The 19,030-nt window shown below is 72.0% G+C and carries 3 protein-coding genes; all 3 read left to right on the plus strand.

Translation table 11 applies throughout. The features are described from left to right. Window positions 1-443 precede the first annotated feature (443 nt). The 3 genes from ABD385_RS24740 to ABD385_RS24750 all read left to right on the plus strand — a co-directional run bounded on the left by ABD385_RS24740 (window position 444) and on the right by ABD385_RS24750 (window position 19,022). Complete coding sequence (locus ABD385_RS24740; protein ID WP_344579887.1) at window positions 444-8,306, plus strand: amino acid adenylation domain-containing protein; 7,863 nt, start codon at window positions 444-446, stop codon at window positions 8,304-8,306. Next, entirely contained in the window at window positions 8,303-18,730 is a 10,428-nt protein-coding gene (locus tag ABD385_RS24745) for a non-ribosomal peptide synthetase (protein ID WP_344579890.1), read from the plus strand. The genes ABD385_RS24740 and ABD385_RS24745 overlap by 4 nt, the downstream gene beginning before the upstream one ends. A gap of 82 nt (window positions 18,731-18,812) precedes the next feature. After that, window positions 18,813-19,022 carry an MbtH family protein gene (locus tag ABD385_RS24750; protein WP_331246234.1) on the plus strand — a complete coding sequence of 70 codons (210 nt, stop codon included), beginning with the start codon at window positions 18,813-18,815 and terminating at the stop codon, window positions 19,020-19,022. Window positions 19,023-19,030: the final 8 nt, after the last annotated feature.

The following is a 19,030-nucleotide window of genomic DNA, read 5'->3' on the forward strand; positions in this document are numbered from 1 at the left end:
GGGACCACAGGCCACCATCGCCGACAACGCCCGTCGTCCCACCAGTCGAGCTACCGGTGGGACGCCGAGTCCGTCAGGGCACAGCGGCAGAGCGGGCGGCCGGTGTGGCGTACACGTGTCACGGTGCCGGCCCGCGTTGCGACGTGCCGTCCGGGCCGGAGCGACGAGCCCCGGGCGCGGTGATGGGGCACCGGACACCGCAGAGCAGGTGCCCAGTCATCTGACTGGTGCCAGTGGCCTTCCCCCGTGCACAGAGTTGTGCCCACAGCCGACCGGACGGACGCCCCGTTCCGCAGGATCCGGACCGCATCGCGAGTCATGGACCGGCCTCCTGCGTGCCTGTGGGCCACGGACGGAGGTCGGGGGCCACGCCTGAGGGGGATGGCGACTTCCGCGATGTCGGCTGCCCTTGTCGCAACTACCACGAGAGGTTGGGAAACGCCATGGCTGCCGCCGAGCCCGCCGGCCTTCCGCTGTCGTCCGCCCAGAACGGAGTGTGGGTCGCGCAGCAGCTTGACCCGACGGGCGTCGCCTACGACCTGGGTGAATACCTCGACATCCGTGGCGATGTGGACCCGGAGCTGTTCGAAACGGCGCTGCGGCACGTAGTGGCGCACACCGAGTCGCTGCACGTCCGGTTCGACGCCGGGGGCGAGGACGTCAGACAGGTCGCCGCCGATCCACCCGTGTGGGAGCCGGACACCGCCGACTTCCGCTCGCACCGGGACGCACCGGTGGTCGCCGAGGAGTGGATGCGGGCCCAGATGGCCCGGCCGATGGATCTGCGTACCGGGCCTCTCTTCAGGCACGCCCTGCTCAGGGTCGGTGACCAGCGGTACTTCTGGATGCACCGCTACCACCACCTCGTCATGGACGGGGTGGGCATGGCGCTCAGTGCGCGCCGCGTCGCCGAGACGTACACGGCGCTGGCCGAGGGAGCGCCGCTGTGGCCGGGCGGCGACACTCCGTTGAGCCGGATGCGTGCGGAGGAGGCCGCCTACCGGGCGTCGGAGGAGTTCGCGCAGGACCGGTCGTTCTGGCTCGCGCGCATGGCGGACCGGCCCGAGCCGACCGGATTCGCCCCCCTCCGTCATGCCAGGAGCGGTGACGTCGTGCGCTGCCACCGCAGTGTGTCGGCGCGGGGCACGGAGGGCCTGCGGGCCGCCGCCCAGCGGGCCGGTACGACGTGGAAGACCGCCGCGCTCGCGGCGACGGCGGCGTATCTGCACCGGGTCAGCGGCGCGCAGGACGTGGTCGTGGGACTGGCGGTGACCGGACGGCAGCGCACGCCCGAGGCCCACAACGTGCCCGGGATGTTCGCCAACGTGGTTCCCCTGCGGGTGTCCGTGCGGGAGGGGATGGGCGTGGACGAGCTGATCCGGACCACGTCCCGGGCCCTGCGCGAGGCCCTGCCCCACCAGCGCTACCGGATCGAGGACCTCCAGCGCGACCTGGGGATGTCTGCGGTCGACGGGAAGCTGTTCGGTGTCGCGCTCAACATCATGGCGTTCGACTACGACGTGACCTTCGCCGGATGTCGCACCTTCGCGCACAACCTGTCCACCGGTCCGATCGACGACCTCGCCGTCAACGTCTACGACCGTGGCGAGGACGGCGCCGTCGCCTTCGGTTTCGAGATCGACGCGGCGCGCTGCGGGTCGGACGAACTCTCGGTGCAGCAGCGCCACTTCGTGAGGTTCGTGGAGGATCTGGCCACGGCGCATCCGGACACCCCCATCGGTGAGCTCGCCCTGCTGTCCCCGGAAGACGTGTCCGGTCTGCTGGAGTCGGGGGCCGGAGCCGTGCTCCCGCCCGTGGACCGCTGTCTGCACGAGCTCGTCGAGGAGCAGGCCCGACGCACCCCCGAGGCGGTGGCGGTCCGCTGTGGCGGCGACGAGATCAGCTACCGGGAACTCAACACGTGGGCGGACGAACTGGCCCGGCGACTGCGGGCCGTGACCACCCGTGAACAGCGGGTGGGCATCTGTCTGCGTCGCTCCGTGGCTCTGGTCTCCGCCACGCTGGCGGTGCTCAAGGCGGGGTGTGTCTACGTCCCGATGGACCCCGGACTGCCGGGGCGCCGCTTGGAGTTCATCGCCCGGGACGCCGGCGTCGGGCTGGTGGTGAGCGGACCGGAGAGCGAGGGGCGACTGTCGTCGCTCGCGGTGTCCCAGATGCCCGTCGGCCGGGTGCCCGTCGGCCGGGTGCCCGTCGGCCGGGACGGCGCGGCGCCCGCTCCCGTCCCGACCGTCGTGCCGGGACAGGGCGCCTACCTGCTGTACACCTCCGGGAGCACCGGCCGTCCCAAGGGCGTACTGGTGGAGCACCGGGCGGCCGTCGACTTCGTCACCCAGAACGTCAGGGCGTACCGCATAGCCGCGACGGACCGGTTCCTCGGCTTCGCCGCGCTGACCTTCGACGTCTCGGTCCTGGAGATGTTCGGCGCCCTGGCCTCCGGAGCGACGCTCGTGCTGGCCACCGACGAGGAGCGGGTGGACGCCGAGCGACTGCAGTCCCTGCTGGTCGCCCAGAACGTCACCGTCGCCGACCTGCCGCCGGCCCTGATGCCGTTGCTCACCCCGCGCGAACTGCCGGCGCTGCGGCTGGTGTCCGTCGGCGGGGAGGCGCCTTCCGGCGAGCTGGTGGACCGCTGGGCGGTGGCGGGACGCGAGTTCTGGAACTCCTACGGACCCACCGAGACCACCGTGTCCGTGACGATGAAGCAGTGCCTGGCTCCCTCTGGAGGACAGCCGCCGTCCATCGGCCGACCGATGGCCAACCACCGGGCCTACGTGGTCGATCCGCAGCTCCGACTGCTGCCCCCCGGCCGGCCGGGCGAACTGTGCGTCGCCGGTGCCGGGCTGGCCCGCGGCTACTTGGGCCGCGGTGGTCTGACGGCGGACCGGTTCGTCCCGGACCCGTGGGGGAGGCCGGGGGCGCGGATGTACCGGACAGGGGACCTGGTGCGATGGACGCCCGAAGGCGAGCTGGAGTTCCTGGGGCGGGTGGACCACCAGGTCAAGATCAACGGGCATCGCATCGAACCCGGCGAGATCGAGACGGAGCTGCTGCGCCATCCGGACGTCGCCCAGGCGACGGTGGTGGCCCGGCAGACCCCGGGCACCGGCCGCAGCCTGGTCGCCTACGTGGTGGCGCGGCACGGCCACGGGGTGCACGACGACGCGCTGCGCGCCCACTTGGGCGAGGCCCTGCCCGGCTACATGGTTCCGCACGCCTACGTCGCCCTCGACCGCCTTCCGCTGACCGCAGGCGGGAAGGTCGACCGCGCGGCGCTGCCGGAGCCCGAACGTCCCGAAGCGGTCGGCCGCGATCCCCGCACGGCGCGCGAAGCGGCCCTGTGCCGGCTCTTCGCCGAGGTGCTCGGACTGCCCGCGGTCGGCGCCGACGACGCGTTCTTCACGCTGGGTGGAGACAGCATCACCGCCATCGCCCTGGTCAGCCGGGTGCGCGAGACGGGCCTGGAGATCGCGCTGCGCGACGTCTTCGCCCACAAGACGCCCGCCGCGCTGGCGGCCGCGCTGCGCGAGAGCGAGGAGGGCGACCGGCCGACGGGCGAGGAACACGGCGCCGCGAACGGTGAGTTCCCGCCGACTCCGATCATGCACTGGCTTCGAGAGACCGGCGGCCCGGTGAACAGGTTCAGCCAGTCGGTGCTGCTGCAGACTCCCGCAGAAGCGGATCAAGAGCGCCTCACCGCCGCCGTCCGGACACTCCTCGATCACCACGACGCACTGCGGATGCGGATGACCTTCGAGGACGACCCGGCCACCCCGTGGTCGGGCACCGTGCAGCCGCCCGCATCGGTGGACGCGGCTCGGCTGTTCTCCCGGATCGACATCTCCCGGGCCGACGAGGCGACGGCGCACGCCATGATCGCCGAAGCCCGCGATACCGCGCTCGGGCGGCTCGACCCGGCCGCCGGGGTGATGCTCCAGGCCGTGTGGTGCGATGCGGGATCCGAGCGCCCCGGGCGCCTGCTGCTGGCGGTGCACCACCTTGTCGTCGACGGGGTGTCCTGGCGCGTCCTGCTGCCGGACCTCGCCACCGCCTGGGAGGCCGTGACGGCTGGCCGGCGGCCCGAACTTCCCGCGGTCGGTACATCCTTCCGCACGTGGGCGCACGACCTGGCCCGGCTGGCCCAGTCGCCGGACATCACCGGGCAACTGCCCTGGTGGCGTGGGGTGCTCGACGCCTGCGAACCCGTACTGGGCGAGCGCCTGCTCGATCCGGTACGCGACACCGCCGGCACGGCCCGCCACCTGACGCTGTCCATGCCCTCGGAGCTGGTGCGTCCGCTGCTCTCGACCGTCCCCGCCGCCTTCGGCACCGGAGTCAACGAGATCCTGCTCACCGCGCTCGCCCTCGCCGCCGACCACTGGCGTGCCCGACGCGGACTGACCGGCTCCACGCCGTTGTTGCTCGACCTGGAAGGGCACGGCCGCGACGCCGGTACCGGCCGGCTCGACGTCTCCCGAACCGTTGGCTGGTTCACCAGCCAGTTCCCGGTCCGCCTGGACCTCGGCGGGATCGATGCGGCCCGGGCATGGGAGGACGAGGCCATCCTGGCGCGGGCGGTGGAACAGGTAGCGGCCACCTTCGGCGAACTGCCGCGGGGCGGCTGGGGGTACGGGTTGCTGCGCTACTCGAACCCGCGCACACAGGCCGAGCTGACGGGGCGTGCCCGCCCGCAGATCCTCTTCAACTACCTCGGCAGGTTCGCCGCCCACCACGACGGCGACTGGGCCATCGCCCCCGACGCCGAGCAGCTGCGCGCCGACACCGACCCCGGCATGTCCCTGGAACACTGCCTGGAGGTCAACGTGCTCGTCCGCGACCACGCCGACCACACCGAGCTCACCGCCACCTGGAGCTGGCCGGATGCGGTGCTGTCCGAGGCCGAGGTCGGAGAGCTGGCCACCGCCTGGACCCGGGCCCTGGAGCTCGTGGTGACCGCGGCCGCACGCCGGGACGTCGTCCGGAACACACCGGAGGACTTCCCGCTGGCCCGCGTCAGCCGGGCCGAGCTGGACCACCTGGTGGGCAGCGTCCCCGGCATCGAGGACATCCTGCCCCTCTCCCCCCTGCAGGAGGGAATCTTCTTCCACTCCTGCTACGACGAGCGGGACGTGGACGCCTATACGGGGCAGCTGATCCTCACCCTGGACGGCCCGCTCGACACCGTGGCGCTGCGCCGTGCCTGCCACCGGCTGCTCCAACGGCACTCCGGCCTGCGGGCCGGATTCACGGACCACGGAGTCTCCGAGCCGGTACAGGTGGTCCTCGGCGCCTGCGAAATCTCCATGGAGGAGCTGGACTTCCATGCACTCGGCGAGGAGCAGCGCCGGACCGCGCTGGAGGAGTTGCTGGCTGCGGACCGCGCCCGGCGATTCGACCTCGCCCGCCCACCGCTGCTGCGCTTCACCCTCGTCCGGATGGGCGCCCGGCGCCACCACCTCGTCATGACCAACCACCACATCCTGTCGGACGGCTGGTCGACCGCGGTGCTGCTGGAGGAGCTGTGCACGGCCTACCGCGATCACGGCGCGGAGGGTGGTGGCACACCGACCGCCCACGCGGAGGTTCCGTACCGCGCCTATCTGGCCTGGCTGGCCCGGCAGGACCGGACCGCGGCCCTCGACGCCTGGCGGCGGGCGCTCGGCGGTCTGGACGAGCCGACCATCCTGGCAGCTGTCGACCGCAACCGGCTCCAGGCGGTGCCCGAGCGCGTGACCGCGGAGCTCACCGAAGAGCTGACAGCGCGACTGGTGGCGCGGGCCCGGAGCGCCGGAGTGACGCTGAACAGCGTCGTGCAGGGCGTGTGGGCCGTCCTCCTGGCCCGACTGACCGGGCACGACGACGTGGTCTTCGGCGGGACGGTATCCGGACGCACGCCGGACATCCCCGGGGTGGAGACCATGGTCGGCCTGCTCATCAACACGCTCCCGGTGCGCTTCGCCGTCCGGCCCCACGAGCCGCTCATCGAGGCGGTGGCCCGTCTCCAGGACGAACAGGCCCTCCTGTTGGACCACCAGCACCTGGGTATGGCGGACATCCAGCGCGAGTCCGGCCTCGGCACGCTCTTCGACACCACGGTCGTCTTCGAGAACTATCCCCTGGACCGGGCGAAGCTGGCGGACCTGACCAGCGGCCTTCGGCTGACGGACATCAAGGCGACGGACGCGACCCACTACACCGTCAACCTGATCGCGGTCCCCGGTAGGCGGCTGCGACTCCACGTGGACCACCGCGCCGACGCGATCGCACCCGAGGCGGCGGCTGCGATCGCCCGATCGCTGGAACGCCTGCTGTCCGTCGTCGTCGACGCCCCCACCACTGCGGTCGGCCGGATCGAGTTGCTCTCGGACCAGGAGCGCGACCGGGTGCTGGGGGAGTGGAACGCCACCGACCATCCGGTGCCGGACGCCACCCTGCCCGAGCTGTTGGCGGCGCAGGCCCGACGGACTCCGGACCGCACGGCCACCGTCTTCGAAGGCGACGCGCTCTCGTACGAGGAACTCCACGCGCGAGCCAACCGCCTGGCGCATCTCCTGATCGCGCGGGGCGCCGGGCCGGAGAAGACCGTGGCACTGGCACTGCGGCGCTCCACGCAGATGGTCGTCGCCATCCTGGCCGTCCTGAAGTCGGGGGCCGCGTACCTGCCCGTCGACCCGGACCTGCCTGCCGGCCGGATCGCGTACCTGACCGAGGACGCGGCGCCGCACCTTCTGCTGACGAGCACCGACACCGACCCGTCCATGCCGCAGCGCGCGGCGACGCCGCGGCTCGTGCTCGATGAACCGGCCCTCCTGGGAGAACTCGACCGCCTCAGCCCCCACGATCCCGCCGAGGCCGACCGCACGGTCCCGCTGCTGCCGCAACACCCCGCCTACGTCATCTACACCTCGGGCTCCACCGGTCGTCCCAAGGGCGTGGTGGTGACGCACGGCGCGATCGTGAACCGCCTGGCGTGGATGCAGGAGTCGTACCAACTGGACGGCACGGACCGGGTGTTGCAGAAGACGCCGTTCGGGTTCGACGTCTCCGTGTGGGAATTCCTCTGGCCGCTGCTGTATGGCGCGACGCTGGTGGTGGCCCGGCCCCAGGGACACCAGGACCCGGCCTACCTCGCCCGTGTCATCCGGCACGAGGCCGTCACCACCGTGCACTTCGTGCCCTCGATGCTGCGTGCCTTCGTCGACGAGCCGTCGGCGGCCGACTGCCGTTCGCTGCGCCGGGTCGTCTGCAGCGGCGAGGCGCTGCCCGTCCGTCTCCAGGAGGACTTCTGGCGGGTGCTCGACGTCCCGCTGCACAACTTGTACGGACCGACCGAAGCCGCAGTCGACGTGACCAGTTGGAAGTGCCGGCCCGGCTCCGCCGCCGTCCCGATCGGCCGGCCCATCTGGAACACCCGTCTGTACATCCTCGATCCGCAGCTGTCGCCGCTGCCGGTGGGTGCCGCGGGCGAGCTGTACCTGGCGGGAGCGGGCCTGGCCCGCGGCTATGCCGGCCGCGGTGGACTGACCGCGGACCGTTTCCTTCCCGACCCCTTCGGGCCTCCGGGCACGCGGATGTACCGCACGGGAGACCTGGCCCGCTGGCGCACCGACGGCGCCGTCGAATACCTCGGACGCACCGACGACCAGGTCAAGATCCGTGGTTTCCGTATCGAACTGGGGGAGATCGAGGCGGTGTTGGTGCGGTGCCCGGGGGTGTCGCAGGCCGTGGTCGTCGTGTATGAGGACGGGGATGGTGATCGGCGTCTGGTGGCGTACGTCGTCGGTGGTGTGGGTGCCGCGGTGGATCCGGATGCGGTGCGTGGCGTCCTTGCGGTCGAGCTGCCCGATTACATGGTGCCTGGTGCTCTTGTGGTCTTGGATGTGCTTCCGTTGACGCCGAACGGGAAGCTCGATCGCCGGGCGTTGCCCGTGCCGCCGGTGGCGGAGTCCGCCGTGGTCCATCAGCCTCCGGTGACGGCCACCGAGGAACTCGTCGCCGAGATCTGGTCCGCCGTGCTGGGTACCGACCGCATCGGGCGGTTGGACAACTTCTTCACCCTGGGCGGGCACTCCCTCAAGGCCACCCGCGCCATCTCCCGCCTCAACACCAGGCTGGACGCGGCACTGCCACTGCACATCCTCTTCGACCACCCCACCGTCGCCGATCTCGCGACGGCCATCGAGACCCTTCTGCTCGACGACATCCTCGCGTCGGGTGACGAGCACGAAGCCGCCTCCGTCGAGAGCGACGGAAGCCGTTCCTTCGAGAGCCAAGGAGAGACCGCGTGAGCGCCCAGCAACCGGAACAGTCCGCTCCGGGAGACCGCCGCGCGGCCGCGCGTCAACTCCTCGAACGCCGCATCCGCGCGGCCCGGGAGGGCGCAACCGCCGGCTCCGCTCCCGCTCGGATCGCCCGCGGTCGCTCCGCCGAGCCCGTCGCCTCCTTCGCACAGGAACGCATGTGGCTGGTCGACCACCTGCTCGACGGCGCCCCCGGCTACGCCGTCCCCACGGTGCTGCGGCTGCGTGGCCCCCTCGACGCCGAGGCCTTCCAGCAGAGCCTGACCGAGGTCGTACGGCGGCACCTCGCACTACGCACGGTTTTCGAGGAACGCGACGGACGGCCCCACCCCGTGGTGCTGCCCGCGCAGACCGTTCCGCTGCCGATCGTGGATCTGCGGGAACTGCCGTCCGCGCAGCGGGAACGGCGGGCGGCGGAGCTGGCCCGCGAGGCGGCCCGGACGCGCTTCGACCTGAGCGCCGGCCCGCTGCTCCGGGCAAGCCTTCTGCGCATCGAGGACGAACATCACCTCCTCGTCCTCGTCGTGCACCACATCGCCACGGACGGCTGGTCCATGACGCTGCTGTGGAAGGAACTGGGAAACGGTTACCGGTCGTTGCTCCACGGCCGGCCGCCGGAGCACCCCGACCTGCCTGTCCGGTACGAGGACTACGCGCACTGGCAGCGCGAGCGCTCCGCGCACGGCGAGCTCGACGGACAACTGCGGTTCTGGGAGGAGCGGTTGGCCGACCTCGTCCCGTTGGAGCTGCCCACGGACCGTCCGCGGCCCGCGCGGCGCACCGGGCGGGGAGGGAGCGTGGAGTTCGCCCTGGACGCCGAGCTCGCGACGGGACTGCGCACGCTGGCCGAGCGGTGCGGCGCGACGATGTTCATGACCCTGCTCGCCGGGTTCCAGGCCGTCCTCGCCCGCTACACCGGCCGGCACGACATCGCCGTCGGCACGCCGATCGCAGGGCGGGACCGGGAAGAGGTCGAGGACCTGATCGGGTTCTTCGCCAACACCCTGGTGCTGCGCACCGACCTGTCCGGCGACCCGTCGTTCGCCGACCTGCTCGGCCGGGTGCGGCAGGTCACCGTGGAGGCGTACGGGCATCAGGAAGTGCCCTTCGACCGGCTCGTCGAGCGACTGCGCCCGGAGCGGTCGCCGAACCGCAATCCGCTGGTCCAGGTGATGTTCGCAGCGGCCGAGGACGAGACCGCGACACTCGACCTGCCCGGGATCGACGCCGAATCCGTCGACGTGGACTTCCAGATGTCCCTGTTCGACCTCACCGTCTTCGTGACGGACACGGGCTCGCAGGTCACCGGCTCGGTCACGTTCGACCGTGACCTGTTCGACCACGACACCGCGCAGCGGCTGATCGGACACTACCTGCGGTTCCTCACACAGGTCGCGGCCGACCCGGGCCGCCCGGTCTCCGACGTCGGCCTGCTCGACCCCGCGGAGCAGGAACAGGTCCTCGCCCGGTGGAACGACACGGCCCGGGAGCTGCCGTCGGCCTCCCTGCCCGACCTGTTCACCGCTCAGGTGCTGCGCACTCCGGACGCGGTCGCGGTCGAGTGTGCGGGGACCTGCTGGACCTACGCCGATCTCGACGCCCGCGCCGACCGGCTCGCGGGACGGTTGGCGGCCGCCGGGGTCCGGACGGAGAGCGCGGTGGGCCTGCTGCTGGAGCGGTCCGCCGACCTCGTGGTGGCCGTCCTGGCCGTCCTCAAGGCCGGTGGCACCTACGTGCCGCTCAACGGCCGGTTCCCGGCCGAACGACTGCGCGTCCTGCTCGAACAGGTCGATGCCGCACTGCTGATGACCGACTGCGCCTCGTCCGCGCACCCGGTCGTCGGCGCCTGCCCGGTGCCGGTGATCGACGTCGCGGCGGCCGGCACTCCCGGCGGTCCGACCGCGCCGCGGACACCGTGCCCGCCCGAGCAGGCGGCGTACGTGATGTTCACCTCGGGGACCACCGGTGTCCCCAAGGGCATAGTCGTCACCCACGCCAACGTCGCGGCGCTGGCCCTGGACTCCGAGTGGGGGCCGGCGCACCGCACCGTCCTCGCGCACTCGCCGCACTCCTTCGACGCGTTCACCTACGAAATGTGGGTTCCCCTGCTCTCGGGGGGACGGGTCGTCCTGGCACCGCCCGGCCACCTGGACACCGCGGCACTCCAACGACTGGTCCGGGAGCACCGGATCACCTCCGTCTTCCTGACCACGGCCCTCTTCAACCTGGTGGTGGAGGAGCGGGTGGAGATCCTCGCCGGGCTGCAGGAGGTGTGGACCGGCGGCGAAGCGGCCTCCCTCACCGCGTTTCGACGGGCCGTCGCGACCTGCCCGGACACCGTGGTGACCCATGTCTACGGCCCGACCGAGACCACCACGTTCGCCACCCGCTGGAAGGCGGACACCGCGTCCCTGGCCGACGGACGGGTGCCGATCGGCAGCCCGATGGACAACACCCGGCTGTATGTCCTGGGCACGGGGCTGGAGCCGGTGCCGCTCGGCGCCGTGGGGGAGTTGTGCGTGGCGGGCGCCGGGGTGGCCCGTGGCTATCTCGGCTCCGGCGCCGCGACGGCCCAACGTTTCCTTCCCGACCCCTTCGGGCCTCCGGGGACGCGGATGTACCGCACGGGAGACCTGGTGCGCAGGCGGGCCGACGGGAACGTGGAGTTCGTGGGGCGCGTCGACGGTCAGGTCAAGATCCGTGGTTTCCGTATCGAATTGGCGGAGATCGAGGCGGTGTTGGTGCGGTGCCCGGGGGTGTCGCAGGCCGTGGTCGTCGTGCATGAGGACGGGGATGGTGATCGGCGTCTGGTGGCGTACGTCGTCGGTGGTGTGGGTGCCGCGGTGGATCCGGATGCGGTGCGTGGCGTCCTTGCGGTTGAGCTGCCCGATTACATGGTGCCTGGTGCTCTTGTGGTCTTGGATGTGCTTCCGTTGACGCCGAACGGGAAGCTCGATCGCCGGGCGTTGCCCGTGCCGCCGGTGGCGGAGTCCGCCGTGGTCCATCAGCCTCCGGTGACGGCCACCGAGGAACTCGTCGCCGAGATCTGGTCCGCCGTGCTGGGTACCGACCGCATCGGGCGGCTGGACAACTTCTTCACCCTGGGCGGGCACTCCCTCAAGGCCACCCGCGCCATCTCCCGCCTCAACACCCGTGCGGATACCGACGTCCCGCTGCGGACCCTCTTCGAAAACCCCACGCTCAGCGGTTTCGCGGCAGCCCTCGACGGCGGCCGGGCCACCGCCGCGACCACCATCGCCCGTCGGACGGCCGACACCCCCGCGCCGCTGTCCTACGGCCAGCAGCGGCTGTGGTTCCTCGACCGACTCCGGCCCGGCCGGGCCGACTACACCATCCCCGTCGTCACCCGACTCCGCGGCGGGCTCGACGACCGGGCTCTGCTCCACGCGCTGACGGAGGTGGTACGCCGCCACGAGGTCCTGCGGTCCCGCTACGAACACGACGGCGACCTGCCCGTCCAGATCGTCGAACCCGTCACCGCCTTCGTCCCCGTGGTCACCGACCTGAGCGATCTGCCCGAGGGTGAGGCCCGGGCCCGCGCGCACGATCTGGCGACCACCGACGCCGCGACCCCGTTCGACCTTTCGGAGGCGCCACTGATCCGCGCCCGGCTGATCCGCGTCACCGAGCACGAACACATGCTGGCTCTGGTACTGCACCACACGGTCGCCGACGGCTGGTCGATACCGGTGCTGTGGGACGAACTGGCGGCCGGGTACGCCGCAGCCGCTTGCGGGACCCGGTCACAACTCCCCGAACTCCCGCTCCAGTACGGCGACATCGCGTCCTGGCAACGGGACCGGATGGCCGCCGGCGCACTCGCCGACCAACTCGACCACTGGCGCCACCGGCTCGCCGACGTCCCCCAGTTGGAACTGCCCGCCGACCGCCCTCGGCCGCCGGTGCGCTCCGGAGCGGGTGACGTGGTCTCCTTCCGCCTTCCCGCCGAACTCCACACGAGCCTGGTCGCGTTGGGGCAGCGCAAGGGCGCCACGCTGTTCATGACCCTGCTCGCCGGGTTCCAGGCCGTCCTCGCCCGCTACACCGGCCGGCACGACATCGCCGTCGGCACCCCGATCGCCGGCCGCAACCGTGCCGAGCTGGAGTCGTTGATCGGCTTCTTCGTCAACACCCTGGTGCTGCGCACCGACCTGTCCGGCGACCCCGCCTTCACCGAACTGCTCGCCCGCAGCCGGGACACTGCCCTGACCGCCTACGCCCACCAGGACCTGCCGTTCGACACGTTGGTCGAGGAACTGCAACCGGACCGCGACCCCAGCCGCAACCCCCTCTTCGACGTCCTCTTCCAGCTCCACCCGGACCTGCCGGACGCCCTGCGGATCGACGGCCTGGTCGTGGAACAGCTGGAGGTGGACAACGGCACCTCGAAGTTCGACCTGAGCCTGGCGCTGACCGAGCGCCCCGACGGCCTGACGGCGACCATTGACTACGCCACCGACCTGTTCGACCGCGCTACCGTCGAGCGCCTGGCGGAGCACTACGTCAGGCTGCTCACCAGTGCCGCCTCCGACCCGACGCGGCCGCTCTCCCAGCTGGAGCTGCTGAGCCCGGCCGAGCGGCACCAGGTACTCGACGCCCCTACGACCACCGCCGACTTCCCCCGTGACCGCCTGCTGCACGAACTCATCGAGGAACAGGTCCGCCGGCGCCCGCACGCCATCGCCGTCACCTGCGGCACCCGGCAGCTCACCTACGCGGAGCTGAACGCCCAAGCCAACCGCCTCGCCCGGTGCCTGCGCGCGAGAGGGGTCGGGCCCGATCGCACCGTCGCGGTTGTGCTGGACGCCACGCCGGAAGCGGTGGTCGCCGTACTGGCCGTACTCAAGGCGGGCGGCGCATACGTCCCCGTGGACCCTGGTTACCCCGCCGACCGCATCGCGCTCATCCTGGCGGACAGCCGGGCACGGCTCGCTCTGACCCGGGACTCCGGTACCGCGACCCCGGCCAGGCTCAGCGGCGTACCCGTGCTGGACCTGGGCCGGGAGCGGTCCCGCATCGCTGCCCAGTCCGGCGAAAACCTGCCGCCGGCCGCCTCCTCGGCCGACCTCGCCTACGCGATCTACACCTCCGGCTCCACCGGCCGTCCCAAGGGCGTTGCCGTGCCGCACCGCGGAGTCGTCAACTACCTCACCTACCTCACCCGCACCTTCGAGATCGACGAGCACGACGTCGTCCTCGCCCGCACCGCGCTGACCTTCGACCCTTCGGTGCGCGACCTGTTCGCACCGCTGTCCGTCGGCGCGCGGGTCGTGGTGATGCCTCCCGACGAAGCCAAGGACCCCCATGCACTGCTGGCCGCCATCGAGGAACAGCAGGTCACCGCCGTACTCTCGATCGTCCCCTCGATGCTCGACGCCCTCGGCGCCGCCGCTGTACGGCCACCGGGGTCCGCGCTGCGCCTGGTGATGACGACCGGCGAGGCGCTGACCCCCGCCCACGCACGCCGAGCCCGCCGTCTGGGCGCGGAGGTCGTGCTGGTCAATCAGTACGGGCCGACCGAATGCACCAACACCTCGGCCTTCCGTCCGGTGACCGACCGGGACGTCGAGGACGGCCGTATCCCCATCGGGCAGCCGATCCCCAACGCCCGGTGCTACGTCCTGGGCGAGCACCTGGAGGTGCTGCCGCCGGGAGCGGTGGGAGAACTGTGCATCGCCGGGCCGGGGGTGACTCGCGGATACCTCCATGACCCGCGGCGCACCGCCGAGCACTACGTACCGGACCCGTTCGGACGGCCGGGGGAGCGGATGTACCGCACCGGCGACCTGGCCCGCCGGCGGGCCGACGGCACCCTGGAGTTCCACGGCCGACGCGACAACCAGGTCAAGGTCCGCGGACACCGGATCGAACTCGGCGAACTGGAGGCCGTGCTGGCCCGCCACCCCGACGTCGCCCAGGCCGTCGCTGCGGCCCGCGGCGAGGGGCTGGAGCGCACGTTGGTGAGCTACGTGGTGTGGCGCTCTCCCGACGGGCGACAGCCCTCCCCGGAGGACCGCAGGTCCGCCCTGCTGGACTTCCTGCGTGCGACTCTGCCCGCCGCGATGGTGCCCTCGGCCGTGGTGGAGCTGGGCGCGTTGCCGCTCACTCCCAACGGCAAGATCGACCGCAAGGCCCTGCCGGCGCCCGACATCCAGCAGCAGCGCCGCGCCTACCGCGCTCCCGCCGACGCCGTCGAGCGCACCATCGCGTCCGTCTGGGAGGAGGTGCTGGGCCGCGAACGCGTCGGGACGCACGACGACTTCTTCGAGCTGGGCGGCCACTCCCTGCGTGCCACACAGGTGGCCGCGCGGCTGCGGCACCGGCTCGACCGGGAAATCCCCCTGCAGATGGTCTTCACGTACCCCACGATCACCGCGTTCGCCCGGGCACTCGACGACACCGCCCGCGCCGGCGGGGCGATCGGGCACCGGGAGACCGACACCGGCCCGGTCTCCTTCGGCCAACAGAGGCTGTGGCTGCTCGACCAGCTCCAGCCGGGCCGCCCCGACTACAACATGCCCTCCGCAGTCCGGTTCCGCGGTCCACTGGACCAGGACGCCGTCATCGCCGCGCTGCATGCGGTCGTCGCCCGCCACGACGTGCTGCGCTCGAGCCTCATCAACCGCGGGCCGAGCCTCGGTGGCGGGGGCCTGTGCCAGGTCGTCGCCCCCGTCAACGCCTTCGCCCCGGCCTGCACCGACCTCTCCCACCTGCCTCACGCCCAGGCCCAGCGGCGCGCCGGGGAGCTCGCCGAGCAGGACGCCAAGGCCCCCTTCGAACTCTGCACCGCGCCGCTGATCCGAGCCCGGCTGATCCGCCTCGCCACCGAGGACCACCTGCTGGTGGTCGTCGTCCACCACGCCGTCTTCGACGGCTGGTCGGCCCGCCTGCTGTGGGACGAGGTGTTCGCGCACTACCGGGACCTGACGGCCGGACGCCGACCCGCCCCGCCCCATCTCGCCCTCACCTACCGCGACTTCGCGAGCTGGCAGCGCGGACGGATGACCGGAGCGGAACCGGAGGGGGACCTCGCCTACTGGCGCGACCGCCTGACCGGCCTCGCCCCCCTGGAGCTGCCGACCGACCGGCCTCGCCCGCCGGCCCCCTCCGGCCGTGGCGACCACGTCGACTTCACCCTCCCCGGGCCGGTGCTCGAGCGGCTCCGGGACATCGGCAAGGAGAACGGCGCGACGCTGTTCATGGTCCTGCTGGCGGGCTTCCAGACGCTGCTCGGACGCTGGGCCGGCACCGACGACGTCGCGGTCGGCGCCCCGATCGCCGGCCGCAACCACGCGGAACTGGAGCCGCTGATCGGGTTCTTCGTGAACACCCTGGTGCTGCGCGGCGACCTGTCCGGCGACCCGACCTTCACCGAACTGGTGGCACGGGCCCGGGACACCGCCCTGGCCGCCTACGCCCACCAGGACGTGCCCTTCGAACGCCTGGTGGAAGCGGTCCGGCCGGAACGCGATCTGAGCCGCAATCCGCTGTTCCAGGTGATGCTGGTGCTCAACGACGACACCGCCTCGCCCGTCGAACTGCCCGGCCTCGACGCGGAACCTGTCGAACTGGGCGGTGGGGCTGCCAAGTTCGACCTGAGCCTCTACCTGTCCGAGGAACCCGGCGGGCTCGGCGGCCGGGCCGTGTACGCCACCGACGTCTTCGACCGGGCCACCATCCGGCGCCTGATCCGCTCCTTCGAGCAGGTCCTGACGTGCGCCGCGGCCGACCCCGGCCGGGCGGTCGCGGAACTCCCGCTGCTGGACCCGACCGAGCGGCACCGGGTGACCGTCGGGTGGAACCGCACCAGCCGTGCCCTTCCCCGGAGCGCCCGCCTCCACGAGCTGATAGCCGACCGGTGCGAGCGCTCGCCGCACGCCGTCGCGGTCAGCGACGCACGGCGGTCGCTGACCTACGACGCCCTGGGCCGTCGCGCCAACCAACTCGCCCACCACCTGCGCTCCATGGGGGTGGGACCGGACATCAGGGTCGGCGTGTGCCTGGAGCGCTCGATCGACCTGCCGCTCTGCCTGCTGGCGGTCCTCAAGGCCGGCGGCGCATACGTCCCGATCGACCCGGACCATCCGAGGGAGCGCAACGCCTTCATGGTCGGCGACAGCGCGGTGCGGGTGGTCCTGACCTCCGGAGCCGCACGCGATCGGGTCCCGGCCGCCGAGGGCGTGCGCGTCGTGGACGTGGCGGCGGAGCGGGTGTCGATCTCGAAGCAGCCCGAGACCACTCCCGTCCTCGGCCTCGGCGCCGACCACCTCGCCTACGTGATCTACACCTCCGGCTCGACCGGTGTCCCCAAGGGCGTCATGGTCCCGCACCGGGGACTGGAGAACTTCGCCCTGGACATGGCCGAGCGGCTGGAGCTGACCACGACGGATACCGTCGCCGCCCTGACGACGGCCTCGTTCGACATCTCGGTACTGGAGCTGTTGGTGCCGCTGACCCGCGGCGCGACGGTCCACGTCGTGGACCGGGACACCGCGCGCGACGGCTCCCTGCTCACCGAGCGCCTCGACGACGCGGGGGTGACGGTGGTGCAGGCGACACCGGCGACCTGGTACCTGCTCACCGAGGCCGGCTGGAAGGGCGGCCCCGGCGTACGGGCCCTGACCGGCGGCGAGGCGCTGCCACCCGCGCTCGCCCGTCGACTGCGCGAGCGCGTCGGCCCGGTCTGGAACGTCTACGGGCCCACGGAGACCACGATCTGGTCCACCGCCCACCCTCTGCACGGCACACCGGACGCTGGACCTGACGTGGGTGCCGTGCCGATCGGGCATCCGCTGACCAACACGCGCGTGTACGTGCTCGACGAGCGGATGCAGCCCGTTCCGGTGGGCGTCGAGGGCGAGTTGTACATCGGAGGCGAGGGCGTCGTCCGCGGCTATGCGGGACGGCCCGGCCTGACCGCGCGGCGCTTCGTCCCCGATCCGTTCGGCACCGGTACCCGTCTCTACGGTACCGGCGACCTAGTCCGGTGGCGTGCGGACGGTGCCTTGGAGTACCGCGGCCGCGGGGACGACCAGGTCAAGATCCGAGGCCACCGCATCGAACTCGGCGAGATCGAGGCGGCGCTGGCGCACTGCGAGGGCGTGGCGGAGGCGGCGGCCGCGGTCCACGGCGAGGGGGTGGACGCCGTGCTCGTCGGCTACGTCGTGCGGGACCCGGGCCACCTCGAACCGGTCCAGCCGACCGAGGCCCTGCACGAACGGTTGCCGGGCTACATGGTGCCCACCCGCTTCGTGGACCTGGAGGAGCTGCCGCTGACCGTCAACGGCAAACTCGACCGCAAGGCACTGCCCGCCCCCGACCTGCCAGGGAACCGTGGCCCTCTGCAGGCCCCCCGCGACCGGACCGAACTGCGGATGGCCCGCATCTGGGAACACGTCCTGGGGGTCACGCCGGTCGGCGTGCGAGACGACTTCTTCGCCCTCGGCGGGCACTCCCTCAAGGCGTTCGCCCTCATCGAGGCGATTCGCCGGGAGATGGACGTCGCGGTCCCGCTCCACGTGGTCTTCCGCAAGCCGACGGTAGAGCGGATGTGCGAGGCCCTGCCGGCCGGCGCCGCGGACCGGCTGCTGGTGCCGCTCGCCGACGGCGACCCGACACAGCCGCCGCTGTTCCTGGTTCACCCTCAGGGCGGCGATGTCTGCTGCTACCTCGAACTGGCCCGGAGCCTGGGGAGCCGGCGGAAGGTGTACGGCATCGAGTCGGTGGGCTACAACACCGACGAGCCGCCGCTGCACCAGGTGCCCGACATGGTCGACCGCTACCTCTCCGAGCTGCGACAGGCCGCCCCGCACGGACCGTACCTACTGGCCGGGTGGTCGTTCGGCGGCCGGGTCGCCTTCGAGATCGCGGCACGTCTGGAGGCCGAGGGCGAACAGGTCGCATTTCTGGGCCTGATGGACACCCGGGCCCCCGCACGCGGGCCCGTCCGGCCGCAGGAGGAGAACATCGGCGGGGCCACCGGACTGCTCCAGCTCGGCATCGCCGCCGGCCTGGACGCCGAAGACCTGCGTGGGCTCGACGAGGAAGAGGCCATCGAGGCCCTGCTCCGCAAGGGACACGAGGACGGCCGGCTCCCGCGCCGCGCCGAGACCGCAGCCATGCGGCGCATGGTCCGGGTGGCCGCCGCCAACGAACGGGCAGCCGCCCTGCACCGCGTCACCGGGCAGGTCCGCACCGACCTCCACGTCTTCGCGGTGGCCGAACAGCACCCGGTGCTGCGCACCCCGCTCATCGACCCCGAGGAGTGGACCGTCCACACCGAAGGCTCGATTCACACGATCGGCATCCCCGGCAACCACCAGACCCTGGTGGACCCGCCACACGCCGCTGAACTGGCCTCCCTGATGGCCACGGCTCTCGAAGGGCCATGACCGGAATGCACCGACCCCACCCGGCCCACCACCCACCCACCGATTCGCCTTCACACGATTCACCGTCACGAGGAGACCGCACATGAGCGAGGACAAGGGCACCCAGGAATGGACCGTCGTGGTCAACGACGAGGAGCAGTACTCGATCTGGGCGGTGAACCGGCAGATCCCCGGCGGCTGGAAGGAGATCGGCGTGCGCGGCACCCAGGAGGAGTGCCTGAGCCATATCGACCAGGTTTGGAGCGACATGCGGCCGCTGAGCCTCCGTCTGGCCATGGACGCCGCCGGGTGATCTCGCGG

This window comes from Streptomyces lunalinharesii (assembly GCF_039532155.1).
Taxonomy (GTDB): Bacteria; Actinomycetota; Actinomycetes; order Streptomycetales; family Streptomycetaceae; genus Streptomyces; species Streptomyces lunalinharesii.

Excerpts from the sequence above, each read along its gene's own strand:
- ABD385_RS24740 (WP_344579887.1), top strand. The coding sequence starts at position 444 with ATGGCTGCCGCCGAGCCCGCCGGCCTTCCGCTGTCGTCCGCCCAGAAC.
- ABD385_RS24750 (WP_331246234.1), top strand. The coding sequence starts at position 18,813 with ATGAGCGAGGACAAGGGCACCCAGGAATGGACCGTCGTGGTCAACGAC.